At 72.5% G+C, this 13,876-nt stretch carries 14 protein-coding genes; 8 read left to right on the plus strand and 6 right to left on the minus strand.

Features of this window, described 5'->3' with window-relative positions; translation table 11 throughout:
• Window positions 1–74 precede the first annotated feature (74 nt).
• Window positions 75–845: an IclR family transcriptional regulator gene (locus ACFXPL_RS29010; RefSeq protein WP_384925122.1), complete on the minus strand. Its 771-nt coding sequence runs from the start codon at window positions 843–845 to the stop codon at window positions 75–77.
• 188 nt (window positions 846–1,033) lie between these two features.
• On the opposite strand from ACFXPL_RS29010, the gene ACFXPL_RS29015 reads away from it, so the two are divergent.
• The 6 genes from ACFXPL_RS29015 to ACFXPL_RS29040 all read left to right on the plus strand — a co-directional run bounded on the left by ACFXPL_RS29015 (window position 1,034) and on the right by ACFXPL_RS29040 (window position 6,252).
• The gene (locus ACFXPL_RS29015) at window positions 1,034–2,566 is read left to right on the plus strand and encodes an aldehyde dehydrogenase (NADP(+)) (RefSeq protein ID WP_384925124.1); all 1,533 of its coding nucleotides are present in this window, start codon (window positions 1,034–1,036) and stop codon (window positions 2,564–2,566) included.
• A 136-nt stretch (window positions 2,567–2,702) separates the two neighbouring features.
• The gene (locus ACFXPL_RS29020) at window positions 2,703–3,443 is read left to right on the plus strand and encodes an SDR family NAD(P)-dependent oxidoreductase (protein WP_384925126.1); all 741 of its coding nucleotides are present in this window, start codon (window positions 2,703–2,705) and stop codon (window positions 3,441–3,443) included.
• Window positions 3,444–3,615: 172 nt separating this feature from the next.
• On the plus strand, window positions 3,616–3,957 hold the full coding sequence (locus tag ACFXPL_RS29025) for a hypothetical protein (protein WP_384925128.1): 342 nt from the start codon (window positions 3,616–3,618) through the stop codon (window positions 3,955–3,957).
• 140 nt (window positions 3,958–4,097) lie between these two features.
• Entirely contained in the window at window positions 4,098–4,334 is a 237-nt protein-coding gene (locus ACFXPL_RS29030) for a hypothetical protein (RefSeq protein WP_384925129.1), read from the plus strand.
• 129 nt (window positions 4,335–4,463) lie between these two features.
• The gene (locus tag ACFXPL_RS29035; protein ID WP_384925131.1) at window positions 4,464–5,123 is read left to right on the plus strand and encodes a DsbA family oxidoreductase; all 660 of its coding nucleotides are present in this window, start codon (window positions 4,464–4,466) and stop codon (window positions 5,121–5,123) included.
• Between the two features lie 70 nt (window positions 5,124–5,193).
• The gene (locus ACFXPL_RS29040) at window positions 5,194–6,252 is read left to right on the plus strand and encodes an aminotransferase class V-fold PLP-dependent enzyme (RefSeq protein ID WP_384925133.1); all 1,059 of its coding nucleotides are present in this window, start codon (window positions 5,194–5,196) and stop codon (window positions 6,250–6,252) included.
• Window positions 6,253–6,274: 22 nt separating this feature from the next.
• On the opposite strand, the gene ACFXPL_RS29045 is transcribed toward ACFXPL_RS29040, so the two are convergent.
• From ACFXPL_RS29045 to ACFXPL_RS29065, 5 genes are all read right to left on the minus strand, one after another.
• Window positions 6,275–7,021: an amino acid ABC transporter ATP-binding protein gene (locus tag ACFXPL_RS29045; RefSeq protein WP_384925147.1), complete on the minus strand. Its 747-nt coding sequence runs from the start codon at window positions 7,019–7,021 to the stop codon at window positions 6,275–6,277.
• Between the two features lie 77 nt (window positions 7,022–7,098).
• A complete protein-coding gene (locus ACFXPL_RS29050) occupies window positions 7,099–8,145 on the minus strand; it encodes an amino acid ABC transporter permease (protein ID WP_384925135.1) in 1,047 nt (348 codons plus the stop codon).
• Window positions 8,146–8,169: 24 nt separating this feature from the next.
• Window positions 8,170–9,129, minus strand: coding sequence for an ABC transporter substrate-binding protein (locus ACFXPL_RS29055; RefSeq protein WP_384925137.1), 960 nt, complete (start codon window positions 9,127–9,129; stop codon window positions 8,170–8,172).
• Entirely contained in the window at window positions 9,129–9,935 is an 807-nt protein-coding gene (locus ACFXPL_RS29060) for a deaminated glutathione amidase (protein WP_384925139.1), read from the minus strand. Before ACFXPL_RS29060 ends, ACFXPL_RS29055 begins: the two co-directional genes overlap by 1 nt.
• A gap of 41 nt (window positions 9,936–9,976) precedes the next feature.
• Window positions 9,977–10,945 carry a hypothetical protein gene (locus ACFXPL_RS29065; RefSeq protein ID WP_384925141.1) on the minus strand — a complete coding sequence of 323 codons (969 nt, stop codon included), beginning with the start codon at window positions 10,943–10,945 and terminating at the stop codon, window positions 9,977–9,979.
• 165 nt (window positions 10,946–11,110) lie between these two features.
• Between ACFXPL_RS29065 and ACFXPL_RS29070 the strand changes: the two genes are divergently transcribed.
• Together ACFXPL_RS29070 and ACFXPL_RS29075 are read left to right on the plus strand one after the other, a co-directional pair.
• Window positions 11,111–12,514, plus strand: a complete 1,404-nt coding sequence (locus ACFXPL_RS29070) for an aminotransferase class I/II-fold pyridoxal phosphate-dependent enzyme (RefSeq protein ID WP_384925143.1) — start codon at window positions 11,111–11,113, stop codon at window positions 12,512–12,514.
• A gap of 173 nt (window positions 12,515–12,687) precedes the next feature.
• Window positions 12,688–13,752 carry an alkene reductase gene (locus ACFXPL_RS29075; protein ID WP_384925145.1) on the plus strand — a complete coding sequence of 355 codons (1,065 nt, stop codon included), beginning with the start codon at window positions 12,688–12,690 and terminating at the stop codon, window positions 13,750–13,752.
• Window positions 13,753–13,876 lie beyond the last annotated feature (124 nt).

Raw genomic sequence — 13,876 nt, forward strand, 5'->3', positions numbered from 1 at the left:
CCGCGTTCCACCTGAGGGCGCTTCTCAGGAACTCTTCATCCTGGGGGCGCGGTCACTCCTGGGCGTCCCGGGGTTCAGAGCCGCCGCGTGGCGAGCGTGAGCCGGTCACGCGCGTCGAACAGCGTGTCCTTGATCATCTGCTCGTGCGCGGGCGTGAGCCGGGCCACCGGCACCGAGCAGCTGATCGCGTCCCGCGCCGGCGTCCGGTACGGGATCGCGATCCCGAAGCAGCGCAGCCCCAGGGTGTTCTCCTCGCGGTCCACGGCGTACCCCTGCTCGCGCACGGCGTGCAGCTCCTCGATCAGCAGCTCGCGGTCCGTGATGGTGTGCTCGGTCAGCGCGGGCAGCGTCTCCGGCAGCAGCTTGCGCACCTGCTCGTCGCTGTGCGTCGCGAGCAGCGCCTTGCCCAGCGAGGTCGAGTGCGCGGGCAGCCGGCGGCCGACGCGGGTGAAGGGCCGCAGATAGTGCTGGGACTGGCGGGTGGCGAGATAGACCACATTGGTGCCGTCGAGACGCGCGAGGTGGATGGTCTCACTGGTCTCGTCCGACAGCCGGTCCAGCGTCGGCCGCGCGGCGGCCACGACCTCGTCCCCGTCGATGTACGACGTGCCGACCAGCAGCGCCCGTACGCCGATGCCGTACCGCGTCCCCGTCGCGTCCGTCTCCACCCAGCCCAGCTCGACCAGCGTGCGCAGCAGCATGTAGAGGCTCGACTTGGGGTAGCCGACCGCCTCCTGGACGCTGGCCAGGGAGTGCATGCCGGGGCGCCCGGCGAAGTATTCGAGCAGCTCGACCGTCCGCACCGCGGACTTGACTTGCGCTCCACCGGTTTCCGCAGCCGACATCGTCCCTCGCCTCTTCTGGCCCGCTCGTCTTGCCCACTTGACCGCTCTTGACCACACAGAACGTGCGGAAATAGAGTCCTTGCACATTCACTATCAGGAACCCTGTTCAGAATACCGAACAGTATCGGGATCGGGGCACCGATGACGGTGAGTGGTCCGTACGTACGTGAGTCGGGAAGGAAGCCGCGGTGGCAGCAGCACCAGTCTGGAGTGTCGACCCCCGAACGGGGAAGCCGCGTGAGCAGGTCGCGCAGGAGGCCACGGCCGCGGAGGTGGACAGCGCGGTCCGGGGCGCGCACGCCGTCAGAGGAGCGCTCGCGGACCGTACGGTGCGCGCCGCCCTGCTCCGTACGGCGGCCGACCTGCTCGACGCCGCCGGCGAGCACGTCATCGAGGCGGCGGACGCCGAGACCGCCCTCGGGCCCGTCCGCCTCACCGGCGAGCTGGCCCGCACCACGGCCCAGTTGCGGGCCTTCGCCGAGGTCGTCGACGAGGGCGCGTTCCTCGACGTACGCATCGACCACGCCGACGGCGACCGCACCCCGCCCTGGCCCGACCTGCGCCGCTACAAGGTGCCGCTCGGCGTCGTCGCCGTCTACTCCGCGAGCAACTTCCCGTTCGCCTTCTCCGTGCCCGGCGGCGACACCGCGAGCGCCCTCGCGGCCGGCTGCCCGGTCGTCGTCAAGGCGCACCCCGACCACCCCGCCACCTCCGAGCTGTGCGTCTCCTTGCTGCGCAGGGCCGCCGCCCAGGTGGGGCTGCCCGAAGACGTGGTGAACCTCGTCCACGGCTTCGAGGCCGGGGTCGAACTGGTCCGCCACCCGCTGGTGTCGGCGGCCGGCTTCACCGGCTCCGTACGCGGCGGGCGCGCCCTCTTCGACGCGGCCTCGGCCCGGCCCGCCCCCATCCCCTTCCACGGCGAACTGGGCTCCCTCAACCCCGTCGTGATCACCGAGGCCGCCGCCGCCGGGCGCGCCGAGGAGATCGGCGCCGGGCTGGCCGGTTCGATGACGCTGGGTGTCGGCCAGTTCTGCGTCAAGCCGGGCTTCGTCCTGGCCCCGGCCGGTGAGCCGGGCGACCGGCTCCTCAAGTCGCTGACCACGGCGGTCAGCGAGACCGAGCCCGGCGTGATGCTCGACCACCGGATGCGCGACGCCTTCGTCGCGGGCGTGGCCGAACGGGCCGCGCTCCCCGGCGTGGACGCCCCCATCACGCCCGGCGCGGGCGGCGAGCACACCGTCAGCGCGGGCTTCCTGACCCTGCCCGCCGAGCTGCTCACGGCGGAGGGACCGCACGACCTGCTGCTGGAGGAGTGCTTCGGCCCGGTCACGGTCGTCGCCCGGTACACCTCCACGGACGAGGTCACCTCGATCCTCTCCCGCCTCCCGGGCAACCTCACCGCCACCCTCCAGCTCGCCGACGAGGAGGCCGACGGCACCGAGCCGGGCGCCACCGAACTCCTTGCCGAGCTGACCCCGCTGGCCGGTCGCGTCCTGGTCAACGGCTGGCCCACCGGCGTCGCGGTCGCCCCCGCGCAGCACCACGGCGGCCCGTACCCGGCGACCACCTCCACCTCCACCTCGGTCGGCGCCACGGCGATCGAGCGCTGGCTGCGCCCGGTCTCGTACCAGTCGACGCCGGCCGCGCTGCTCCCGCCGGAGCTGCGCGACGAGAACCCGCTGGACCTGCCGCGCCGCGTCGACGGCCGCCCGGAGAGCTGAGCCCGCTCACCTCTTCCTCCCCTGCCCCACCGCGCGCCCGCGCGGTGGGGCAGGGGCGTTCTCGCGGCGCACAATGATGGGAGCGCCAAGGTCGTCGGCCGAGCCGTTGCCCACCGCCGCCCCCAGGAGGCATCACGTGTCACGTCCGGTCACCATCGTCACGGGCGGCAGCCGAGGGATCGGCGCCGCGACCTGCCTCCGGCTCGCGGCCGACGGCCACGACCTGGCCCTCGGGTACGTCAGCCACCCCGAGGCGGCCGAGGGGACCGCGGCCTCGGTGCGCGCGGCGGGCGCCCGCTGTGTGACCGTACGGGCGGACACCGCCGAGGAGGCCGACGTGGAGCGGCTCTTCGACACCGCCGCCGCGGCGCTCGGACCGGTGACCGGCCTGGTCAACAACGCCGGCGTGACCGGCCCGCTGGGCCGGCTCGCGGACGCACGCACCGAGGACCTGCGCCGGGTCCTGGACGTGAACCTCCTGGGCGTACTGCTCTGCTGCCGCCGGGCCGCCCGGGAGATGACGGCCCTCGGCTCCGGCGCGATCGTCAACGTCTCCTCGGCGGCGGCCACGCTCGGCGGCCCCGGCGACTACGTCCACTACGCCGCCTCGAAGGCCGCCGTCGACGCCCTGACCGTCGGCCTCGCCAAGGAGCTGGGCCCCGACGGCATCAGGGTCAACGCGGTGGCGCCCGGCCTCGTCGAGACCGACATGCACGCCACCATGGGCGACCCCGGCCGCGCGGAGCGTGCGGCCCCCGGGATCCCGCTGCGCCGCCCCGGTGCCCCGGCGGAGATCGCCGCCGCGGTCGCCTGGCTGCTCTCCGCCGACGCCTCGTACACCACGGGCACGGTCCTGCGGGTCTCCGGCGGTCGCTGACCCGCCGTCCCGCGGACCACCGGAGTCACCGACGTACCGACTCGCCGCCCTCGGACGGGTGAGGGCGGAACGTTTCCGCGACCGCTTTCGGGTGACATCGCGCTGATCCGCCCGTATGCCCGGCCGGCGTCGTGCAGCCTCAAGGCCCCGCACGACAAAGGAGTTCCCCCGCATGCGTCTGCGCACCACGCTGGCCGCCGCCGTCGGCGCCCTCACCCTGCTCGTCGCCCTCCCGGGTCCGGCCTCGGCCGCCGAGGGCACCTTCAGCTACGTCTACACGGACATCGCGGGGGAGCCCCGCCTCGGCGTGCTGGTGGACCCCGAGAGCCGGGAGTGCATCACGATCCCCGAGGCGGCCGGCGAGTACGTACCGCCCGCCCACTCGCCGCGCAACCGCACCGACTCCAGCGCCACGGTCTTCACCGGGCCGGACTGCGACGGCGAGCACTACACGCTCCGCCCCGGCGGCTCCGCGTCCGCGCGGCTCAAGCTGCGCTCCGTGGTCTTCTCCTGACGGACCTCCCGACCGACGGTCCCTCCGGGTGACCTCACCCGGAGGACGGTGTTCCCGCCCCGTCAGGCCCGCTGAGCCGGACGGGGCATTTACGTCCCCGGCTCGGTTCCCCGGTCATGGCGCAGGTCAGGAGATACACCATGGACTACGAAATGCGCGCGGAGTACGAGGAGGGCGCCTCGCCCCATGACTCCGAACCCCGGTTCTTCGTCTGGCACATGACACGCGCCGGCGAGATGACCGCCCTCTGCGGACGCGACCTCGACCCGGCCGCCGCCACCCAGTCCGCCGACCTGTGGGGCACCCCCGGCGGACAGCCCCTCTGCCACGGCTGCGGAGCCTTCTACATCCACCAGGTGCCGCACCACATGCTGTGAGGGAATGAGCCACCGGCGGGGCGCGTTGCCACAGGGGGCGGAGGGTGCCTCCGTACCGGCAGAGCGCGGTCGCCGTACCCGTACCGGGGCGCGATCGCGGCGGACGTGACCCCGGAGGGAATCAGACACATGCGCGTGGAGATATGGAGCGACATCGCCTGTCCCTGGTGCTACATCGGCAAGGCCCGCTTCGAGAAGGGGCTGGCCGGGTTCGCGCACCGTGACGAGGTGGAGGTCGTGCACCGGTCCTTCGAGCTGGACCCCCGGCTGACCAAGGGGGAGACCGGCACCGTCATCGACATGCTCGCGGCCAAGACCGGGCGCACCCGTGAGGAGGCGCGCGCGATGGAGGAGAACGTCGCCTCCAACGCCCGCTCCGAGGGGCTCGGTTACCGCGTCGAGGGCCGTGACTACGGCAGCACCTTCGACATCCACCGGGTGCTCCATCTCGCCAAGGCCCGTGGCCGCCAGGACGCGCTGCTCGATCTCGTCTACCGGGCCAACTTCGCCGAGGAGCGCTCCGTCTTCGACGAGGACACGCTGGTGGGGCTCGCGGTCGAGGCGGGGCTGGAGGACGCCGAGGTGCGCGGGGTGCTCGCCGATCCCGACGCGTACGCCGCCGAGGTACGGGACGACCAGCGCGAGGCGGCGGAGCTGGGCGCGAACGGGGTGCCGTTCTTCGTGCTCGACCGGAGGTACGGGGTCTCCGGGGGCCAGCCGGCCGAGCTGTTCACGCAGGCGCTGGAGCAGGCGTGGGACAGCCGTACGCAGGCCGGAGCCGGTGCGTAAGGAACGCTGAGGTCCACCCTTCAGCAATACGTGATTGACCGGGGGACGCCGGGCTTACAGGGTGGAGCGCATGGACACCCTGGTGAGCACAGAGTTCGCGCCGGACATGACGTATCTGAACACCTCGACCTGCGGTCTGCTGCCCCGCCGGGCCGTCGCCGCCGTCCAGGAGCTGGCCGAGGCCAACGCGACCGGGCGGGGCGGGGAGGGGCCGGGGAGCTTCGAGGTCCTGGACGCCGCCCGCGCCTCCTTCGCCCGGCTCGCCGGGGTGCCGGCCGAGCGGGTCGCGACCGGCGGCGCGGTCTCCGTACACATCGGGATGATCGCCGCCTCGCTCCGGCCGGGTGCCGAAGTCCTTCTGCCCGAGGGCGAGTTCAGCTCGCTCCCGACGCCCTTCGCGGTCCGTGGCGACCTCCGGCCGCGGTACGTCCCGCTGGAGAGGCTGGCCGAGGAGATACGGCCGGAGACCGCGCTCGTCGTCTTCTCCGGCGTTCAGTCGGCGGACGGCAGACTCGCCGACGCGGCGGCGGTACGGGCCGCCGCCGCGGCGCACGGCGCCCGTACGCTGCTGGACGCCAGCCAGTCGGCCGGCTGGCTGCCGCTGGAGGCGGGGGCGTACGACTACACCGTCACCGCCGGCTACAAGTTCCTGTGCTGCCCGCGCGGCACGTCCTTCCTCACCGTGACCGAGGAGGCGCAGGAATCGCTGGTGCCGATCCACGCGAGCTGGGGCGCGGGCGAGGACCGCTGGGGCAGCGTCTACGGTCCCGTAGGGGAGCTGGCGCACTCGGCGCGCCGCTTCGACGCGTCGCCGTCCTTCCTCTCGTACCACGGCGCCGAACGGTCCCTCGCCCTCCTGGAGGAGATCGGCGTCGGCCGGATCCACGCCCACGCCACCGCCCTCGCCGACCGCTTCCGTACGGGGCTGACCTCCCTGGGCCACGCACCCGTGGCCGCCGGGGGTTCAGCCGTCGTCTGCGTACCGGGGCTGGACCACCGCCACCCCGATCTCCGGCAGGCCAGGGTGGCGGTCGCGGTCCGGGCGGGTTCGCTGCGGGCCGCCTTCCACCTCTACAACACCGCCGCTGATGTGGACCGGGCGCTGGAGGTGGTGGGAGCGGCCTCCTGAAGACGGCCGCCGAGGCGGGTGGTCAGAGGAAGCGGGAGAGGAACGCCCTGGTCCGCGGGTTGGACGGGTGGTCCAGTACCTCTTCGGGCGTGCCGCTCTCCAGCACCCGGCCGCCGTCCATGAACACCACCCGGTCGGCCACCTCCCGCGCGAAGCCGATCTCGTGCGTCACCACGAGCATGGTGAGCCCGTCGCGCGCCAGATCGCGCATCGTGGCCAGGACCTCGCCGACGAGTTCCGGGTCCAGGGCGCTGGTCGGCTCGTCGAAGAGCATCAGTTTCGGCCGCATCGCGAGCGCGCGGGCGATGGCCACCCGCTGCTGCTGGCCGCCGGACAACTGGCGCGGGTAGGCGTCGGCCTTGTCGGAGAGACCCACCCGCTCCAGCAGTTCCAGCGCCGTCCGCCGGGCCTCCGCCTTGGGTACGCGGAGCACGCCCACCGGCGCCTCCGTGACGTTGCCCAGGATCGTCAGGTGCGGGAAGAGGTTGAAGTGCTGGAAGACCATGCCGATGTCGCGGCGCTGCCGGGTCACCTCGGCGGGACGCAGATGGTGGACGCGGGTGCCCGAGCGGCGGTGGCCGATGAGCTGTCCGCCGACGTGGACGGAGCCCGAGTCGATCCGCTCCAGGTGGTTGACGCACCGCAGGAACGTCGACTTGCCGGAGCCGGACGGGCCCAGCAGCACCACGACCTCGCCCGCGTGGACGTCGAGGTCGATGCCGCGCAGCACCTCCAGATGGCCGAAGCTCTTGTGCACGCCCCGTGCCATGACGAGCGGCGGGCCGGCCGCGTCCGAAGGCGCGTCCGAAGGCGCGGGCTCCGGGGCTTTCGTCAGGCTGTCCTTCGTCATGGTGTCCTCTCCTCCTGCTCGTGCCCCGCGTCCCGCTCCCCGGCGACGGGCGCCCTTCCGGCGGCCCGCCGCCGGAAGAAGGCGAAGTCCCAGAACCCCTGCGGGGCGTTACGGGTCGCCCCGCGCGCGTAGTACCGCTCGATGAACGACTGGCCGACGTACAGCACGGACGTCATCACCAGGTACCAGAGGCAGGCCACGATCAGCAGCGGGATGGTCTCGAAGGTGCGGTTGTAGATCGACTGCACGGTGTAGAGCAGATCGGCCAGCGCGATGACGCTCACCAGCGAGGTGGCCTTCATCATGTTGATGACCTGGCTGCCGGTGGGCGGCACGATGAACCGCATCGCCTGCGGCAGCACGACCCGCCGCAGGATCCGCGCCCGGCCCATGCCGAGCGCCGCCGCGGCCTCCGACTGGCCGGGGTCGACACCGAGCAGCCCGCCGCGCACGATCTCCGCCATGTACGCGGCCTCGTTGAGGCCGAGACCGAGGATGGCGGCGAGCAGCGGGGTGATGAGGGAGTTGGTCTGGCCGCTGACGAACTCGGGGCCGAACGGCACCCCGAAGGAGATCCTGGGCAGCAGCGCGGACAGGTTGTACCAGAACACGAGCTGGACCAGGACGGGGATGCCGCGGAAGAACCAGACGTACGCGCCGCACACGGCGCTCAGTACCCGGTTCTCCGACATCCGGCCGACCGCGACGAGTACGCCGCCGACGATGCCGATGAGCATGGCCACCACGGTCAGTTCGACGGTCGTGGCGATGCCCTGGCCGATGACCTGGGCGCCGAAGTAGCTGCCGACCGTGGACCATTCGAAGTTGGCGTTGGTCACGAGGAAGTGCGTGAGCTGGGCGGCGAGGACCGCGAGGACCAGCACCGAGAGCCAGCGCAGGGGATGCCGGACCGGGCTGGCCCCGGCGACGTCCACGGTGTCCACGGTGGGGACCGGGCCGGACCGGCCGGCGGAACCGGGTCCGGAACCGGACTTCGCCGGGTCCTCGCCGGTCATGGGCGGGGGAGCGTCAGTGGTGGCCATGGTCGGCTCACCTCCTCACGGTGTTCATGCGGCGCCGCCGAGGTTGACGCCGGGCCTGTCGATCTGATTGGCGGACAGGCCCCACTTCTTCATGATCTGTCCGTACGTGCCGTTGTCGATCAGCTTCTGGACGGCCTTCAGGAGCACGTCGCGCAGCGGTGAGTCCTTGGCGACGACGGCGCCCTGGTAGAGGTCGTTGAAACCGTTGGAGCGGCCGGTGCCCGCCAGTTCGAGGTCGCCCTTGGCCTGGGACACGAAGTACGTGAGCGGTGCCTGCGAGGAGAAGAACGCGTCGGCCCGGCCGGAGCGCACGGCCAGGATGGAGCCGGGCTGGTCCTTGTAGGACTGGACCTGTACGGCCGCCTTGCCGTCCTTGACGCACTTCTCGGACTGCGTCCTGATCACGCCTTCGGCGGAGCCGCCGCCCATGACCGCGATCCGCCGGCCGCAGGTGTCGTCGAGGGTGTTGAGGGAGCGCGGGTTCCCCTTGGGCACCGCGAAGACGACGAACTCCTTGACCCAGTCGACGAAGTCGTTGGCGCCCTGGCGCTCCTTGAAGTCACCGACGGGGCCGATCGCGAGGTCGTAGCGGCCCGCCTTGATGCCGGTCAGTTCGCTGGGCAGACCATCGGCGGTGACGTGCTCGATCTTCACCCCGAGGAGCTGTTCGAGCGAGGTGGACAGGTCGGCGGAGGCACCGGTGAGGCTGTGACCGTCGGAACCGGCTATCTCGTACGGCGGGAAGGAGCCGTTGTTGACGGAGACCAGCGTGCCGGAGTCACGGTTCTTCTCCGGTAGCAGCGCGTGCAGCGCCTTGTCCTCGGTGAGCCGGGCCCCCGCGGCCTCGGCCGTGGCCCCGGTGGTGGTGCCGGTGGCGCCCCCGGCCTGGGGCGGGTTGGTGCCGCAGCCGGTGAGGACAAGACAACAGGAGAGGGCGGCGGTGGCCAGCAGGGCCACGCTCTTCGGGGATCTCATCACACGCATCAGTGGGCTCCGAGGGGAAGGACGGTCGGGTCGACGGCGAAGCGCCGGTTGGCCAGGACGGGCAGCGTGCGACGGGCCGCCGCCGTCATGTCCGGGTCGGCCTCGGCCCAGGCCAGGCCGCGGACCGCGGCGAGCCGGGAGCGTACGGTGCCGAGGGGGTCCACGATCAGGCTGTTGCCGATGTTGCGGGGGCCGCACTCCCCGCTCGCCGCGACCCAGCAGGTGTTCTCCAGGGCGCGCGCGGCGGTCATGACCTCCCAGTGGCGCTCCTTGGCCGGGCCGCGCACCCAGGCGGCGGGGAGGGCGAGCACCTCGGCGCCGGCGTCCACGAGCAGCCGGGCCAGCTCGGGGAAGCGCACGTCGTAGCAGGTCATCAGGCCGACCTTGGTGCCGGCGACCTCGACGATCACCGGCGGCTCGTCCGCCGGGCGTACATGGGCGGACTCCTGGTCGCCGAAGGCGTCGTACAGGTGGATCTTGCGGTAGCGGGCGATCAGCTCCCCGTCGCGCAGGGCCACGAGCGTGTTGAACACGCGGCCGTCGTCGGACGGTTCGTGGATGCCGACGACGACGGTGGCGCGGCCCCCGGCGGTCGCCGCGCGCAGCTCGGTGACGAACGGGCCGTCGAGCGGCTGCGCGACCTCGCGGATCCGGTGACGGTCCTCGGTGAAGCGGGCCAGGACCCCTTCGGGGAGGACGAGCAGATCCGCGCCGCCCCGCTCCGCCTCGGCGGTGAGCTCCTGGCAGGCGGCGAGGTTGTCCTTCCAGTCGGGGCTGGCGGCGAACTGTCCGACGGCGATACGCATGGTGTGGTCTCCGGAGTTACGTGGGTGGGAGTGCGGCGGGGTCAGTGGGCGGTGGCGAGCGCGGGATCGGGGAAGACCACGCGCGGGTCGATCGGTTCCGGCCATATCCCCTGCGCGTACAGCTCCTCGCAGAAGGCCCGGGTCATCTCCGCGTTGGGATCGGTTCCGTACGGCATCCAGTCGTCGCCGAACAGCCGTGCCGACTCGGTCAGTTCACGCAGCAGCCAGGGGGTGGTGTCGGTGAGCAGCCGGCGCCGGGCGACCCAGCGGAGCTTGGAGCGCTCCAGCGCGGCGAGCAGCGCGGCGGGCAGCGTGGGATGGGCCTCGACCGTCTCCTTCTTGAGCGTGACCAGATGGATCCCGGGGACGAATCCGGTGGTCTCCCAGTACGCGCGCTCCGCGGCCGGATGGTCGTCGAGGAGATGCCGGAAGCGGCTGGCGGAGGTGAAGAGTTCGGCCGGCATGAACGGGGTGAGGACCGCGTCCAGCCGGCCCGCGGCCAGCTCCTCCTCCAGCGATTCGCCCTCGGCCAGGACGGAGACGTGTCCCGGGAGGGGCCTGGAGCCCAGCCGGTCCTTTCCGGACTCCCCGGCGGTCAGGGGCCCCACCCGCCACTCGACCCCCGTGAGGTCGACGCCCGCGCCGCGCAGCAGGGCGCGGGTCCAGGTGTTGCCGGAGTCGGGCCAGCCGGTGAGCCCGATACGGGCCCCGGCGAGCTGGGCGAGGGTACGGACCGGGCTGTCCGCCCGTACCAGGACGCAGCGGTGGCGGAACCCCCGCATGATGAACGCGGGCAGTCCCACGAGCCGGTCGTCACCCGCCGCCCGCGCCTGCACATAGCGGCTGAACGAGGTCTCGCCGCCGTCGAGTCCCGGCTCCGCGAGTACGTCGGGCGTGACGTCCCGCGAGTCGACCCGGACCGTGAAGCCCGCCACGTCCACCAGGCCGGAGGCCAGCGGTACGAGATGGTCCCAGTCGCGCAGTCCCAGATGGATCACGGGAGATGACACAGCGGACGCTCCTTGCCTTTTGGTGCACATGACGCATGGTGCGCAATCATGCCGAACAAGCCGTATTCGGCCCTGCGATGGCTGGAACACTATTGTTCAGCGATAGGTCAAACAAGATGTGGTTTGTGTCCGAACATAAATTTTCCATGCCGTAATCTACGGAGCGTGTCGGCGAGGCGGGAGGACGAAACGGTGGACAAGGCGTGGGCGGCCGGGCCACAGGGCGCGGCCCGACTGGCCGGACGCATCTCCGACCCCAGTGCGCGCGGGGTCGCGGCGGCCATGACCGACCTCATACGCTCCGGTGAACTGGCCCCGGGCAGCGCCCTGCCGACCGTGCGCGGCCTCGCCGTCGAACTGGGGGTCAGCCCCGGCACCGTCGCGGAGGCCTGGGCGGTTCTGCGCAGACACCGGATGATCACGACGCTGGGCCGGCGCGGCAGCGTGGTCAGCGGACCGCCGAGCGTCCCGCACCCGGCCCGTTACGAACGGGTCGGCGACCTCGGCAGCCACCTCACCCTCGACCTCGCGGTCGCGGCCCCCGACCCGGCGCTGCTGCCCGGACTGGCCGACGCCCTGCTCGCCGGGGCGCGCACGCCGCGGCTCAACGACTACTCGCGTACGGCCATCACGGACGCTCTGCTGGACGCCGTACGGGACACCTGGCCGTTCGAGGCGGAGGCGTGGACGGCGGTGGGCGGCGGCTACGAGGGCGTGCACCTGCTCTGCCAGGCGCTGATCGTGCCGGGGGACCGGGTCGCCGTGGAGGACCCGACGGCGGCGCGGCTGCTGGACATCCTGGAGGCACTGGACGCGCAGATCGTGCCCGTGGCCTGCGACGCCGACGGGCCGCTGCCCGGCTCCCTCGCCCAGGCGCTGGAGCGGCGGCCCGCGCTCTTCCTGCACCAGTCGAGGGCGCAGGCGCCGTGCGGCTGGACGATCGGCGAGGAGCGCGCGGCGGCGCTCGCGAAGGTGCTGGAGACCGCGCCCAACGTCATGGTGCTGGAGGACGACGGCATCGGACCGCTCGCCGCCGACCCGGTGGCGAGCCTCGGCACCCATCTGCCCGGCCGTACGGTCCTGGTGCGCTCGTACTCCAAGGCGTACGGCCCCGACCTGCGCATCGCGGTGATCGGCGGGCCCCGGGACATGGTCGAACGGGCGCGGGTGCTGCGCACGTTCGGTACGGGGTGGACCAGCCGGATCCTCCAGGACGCCCTCGCCCATCTCCTCACCGACGACACGGCGGCCCGGTGCGTACGGGCCGCCGGCCACCGCTACGACCAGAGGCGCGAAGGGCTCGCCGGGCGGCTCGCCCGGCGGGGCGTGCACACCGCGAACCGGGCCGGACTGATGCTGTGGGTGCCCGTGGCGGACGAGGCGTCCGCGCTGGTCACCCTGGCCGCGAGGGGGGTCACGGTCTCTCCGGGCAGCCGCTTCTGCGTCGCGTACTCCCTGCCCCACGTGCGGATCGCCACCAGCAGGCTCACGGACGACGAGGCGGCGCTCGACGGGACGGCCGAGCTGATCGCCCTCGCGGCGTCGGCGTCGGCCGGCCGCCTGGACTGAACGGCCGACGCGGGTGACCGGAGGAACGAGCCGGAGCGGGTGGAAAGGAACGAGCCGGCGATCGTCCGAGGAATGAGCGGGGGCGGGGCGTGGTTGATGATCTGGCCGAGCGCGTGGCACCGACCACGCGGCGGCGTCGCTCACTTGAGTCTGCGCCCTCCCCAGGAGATCTCATGACCACCGCTTTCGACCCGATCGACCTCTCGGGCACCCAGCTCGCCAACCGCGTCGCGCTGGCCCCGATGACCCGCAGCCGTGCCTTCGGCCCCGGGAACTCCCCCACCGCGTCGACGGTGGAGTACTACAAGCAGCGGGCCTCGGCAGGGCTGCTGGTCACCGAGGCCATCCAGCCGTCCGTGATCGGCCAGGGCTACCCGGACACCCCGGGGCTGCACAGCCAGGAGCAGATCGCGGCCTGGCGGCAGGTCACCGACGCCGTGCACGGCGTGGGCGGCCGGATCTTCGCCCAGCTCATGCACGGCGGCCGGATCGGCCACCCGGACCTGCTCCCGGACGGCCTGGTGCCGGTCGGCGTCTCGCCCGTCGCCGCGCCCGGCCAGGTCTATCTGCACGGCGGCCCCAAGGACTACGTCACCCCGCGCGAGCTGACCTCCGACGAGATACGCGCGACCGTCGCAGACTTCGTCTCCGCCGCCCGCAACGCGGTCGAGGCGGGCTTCGACGGGGTCGAACTGCACGGCGCCAACGGCTACTTGATCCACCAGTTCCTCGCCCCCAACACCAATCTGCGCACCGACGAGTGGGGCGGGTCCGTCGAGGGCCGTATCCGCTTCGCCGTCGAGGTGACCCGCGCCGTCGTGGCGGAGATCGGGGCGGCGCGCACCGGGATCCGGATCTCGCCCGCCATCGGGCTGCTGGGCACCGAGGAGCCCGACCCGGAGCCGACGTACACCGCGCTCGTACGGGAGCTGGAGCCGCTGGGCCTCGCCTATCTCAGCCTGATCGAGAACACCCGTGAATTCGCCCGGACCGTGCGCAAGCTCTACTCGGGGACGCTCATCCTGACCGCCAGGACCGAGTCCGGCACCGGCGCCGAGGAGCTGAAGGCGATCGAGGACGGGACGGCCGACCTGATCACCTTCGGGCGGCTCTTCCTCGCCAACCCCGACCTGCCGGCCCGGCTGAAGGCCGGCGGCCCGTACAACGCCCCCGACCCGTCGTCCTTCTTCGGCGGCGACGACAAGGGCTACATCGACTACCCGGCCCTGGAGGGCTGATCGCGGTCCCGCGAAGGCGATCCGCGGGACCGCCGTACGGAAGAGGCCTGGGGCCGTCGTACGGAAGGGGCCTGGGGCCGTCGTACGGAAGGGGCGTGGGGCCGGTCGCCCCTGACTACCTGTC

Source organism: Streptomyces sp. NPDC059092 (assembly GCF_042756365.1).
In the GTDB taxonomy this organism is placed as follows: domain Bacteria; phylum Actinomycetota; class Actinomycetes; order Streptomycetales; family Streptomycetaceae; genus Streptomyces.

Excerpts from the sequence above, each read along its gene's own strand:
- ACFXPL_RS29010 (WP_384925122.1), bottom strand. The coding sequence starts at position 845 with ATGTCGGCTGCGGAAACCGGTGGAGCGCAAGTCAAGTCCGCGGTGCGG.
- ACFXPL_RS29025 (WP_384925128.1), top strand. The coding sequence starts at position 3,616 with ATGCGTCTGCGCACCACGCTGGCCGCCGCCGTCGGCGCCCTCACCCTG.
- ACFXPL_RS29030 (WP_384925129.1), top strand. The coding sequence starts at position 4,098 with ATGGACTACGAAATGCGCGCGGAGTACGAGGAGGGCGCCTCGCCCCAT.
- ACFXPL_RS29035 (WP_384925131.1), top strand. The coding sequence starts at position 4,464 with ATGCGCGTGGAGATATGGAGCGACATCGCCTGTCCCTGGTGCTACATC.
- ACFXPL_RS29040 (WP_384925133.1), top strand. The coding sequence starts at position 5,194 with ATGGACACCCTGGTGAGCACAGAGTTCGCGCCGGACATGACGTATCTG.
- ACFXPL_RS29045 (WP_384925147.1), bottom strand. The coding sequence starts at position 7,021 with ATGGCACGGGGCGTGCACAAGAGCTTCGGCCATCTGGAGGTGCTGCGC.
- ACFXPL_RS29050 (WP_384925135.1), bottom strand. The coding sequence starts at position 8,145 with ATGGCCACCACTGACGCTCCCCCGCCCATGACCGGCGAGGACCCGGCG.
- ACFXPL_RS29055 (WP_384925137.1), bottom strand. The coding sequence starts at position 9,129 with ATGCGTGTGATGAGATCCCCGAAGAGCGTGGCCCTGCTGGCCACCGCC.
- ACFXPL_RS29060 (WP_384925139.1), bottom strand. The coding sequence starts at position 9,935 with ATGCGTATCGCCGTCGGACAGTTCGCCGCCAGCCCCGACTGGAAGGAC.
- ACFXPL_RS29075 (WP_384925145.1), top strand. The coding sequence starts at position 12,688 with ATGACCACCGCTTTCGACCCGATCGACCTCTCGGGCACCCAGCTCGCC.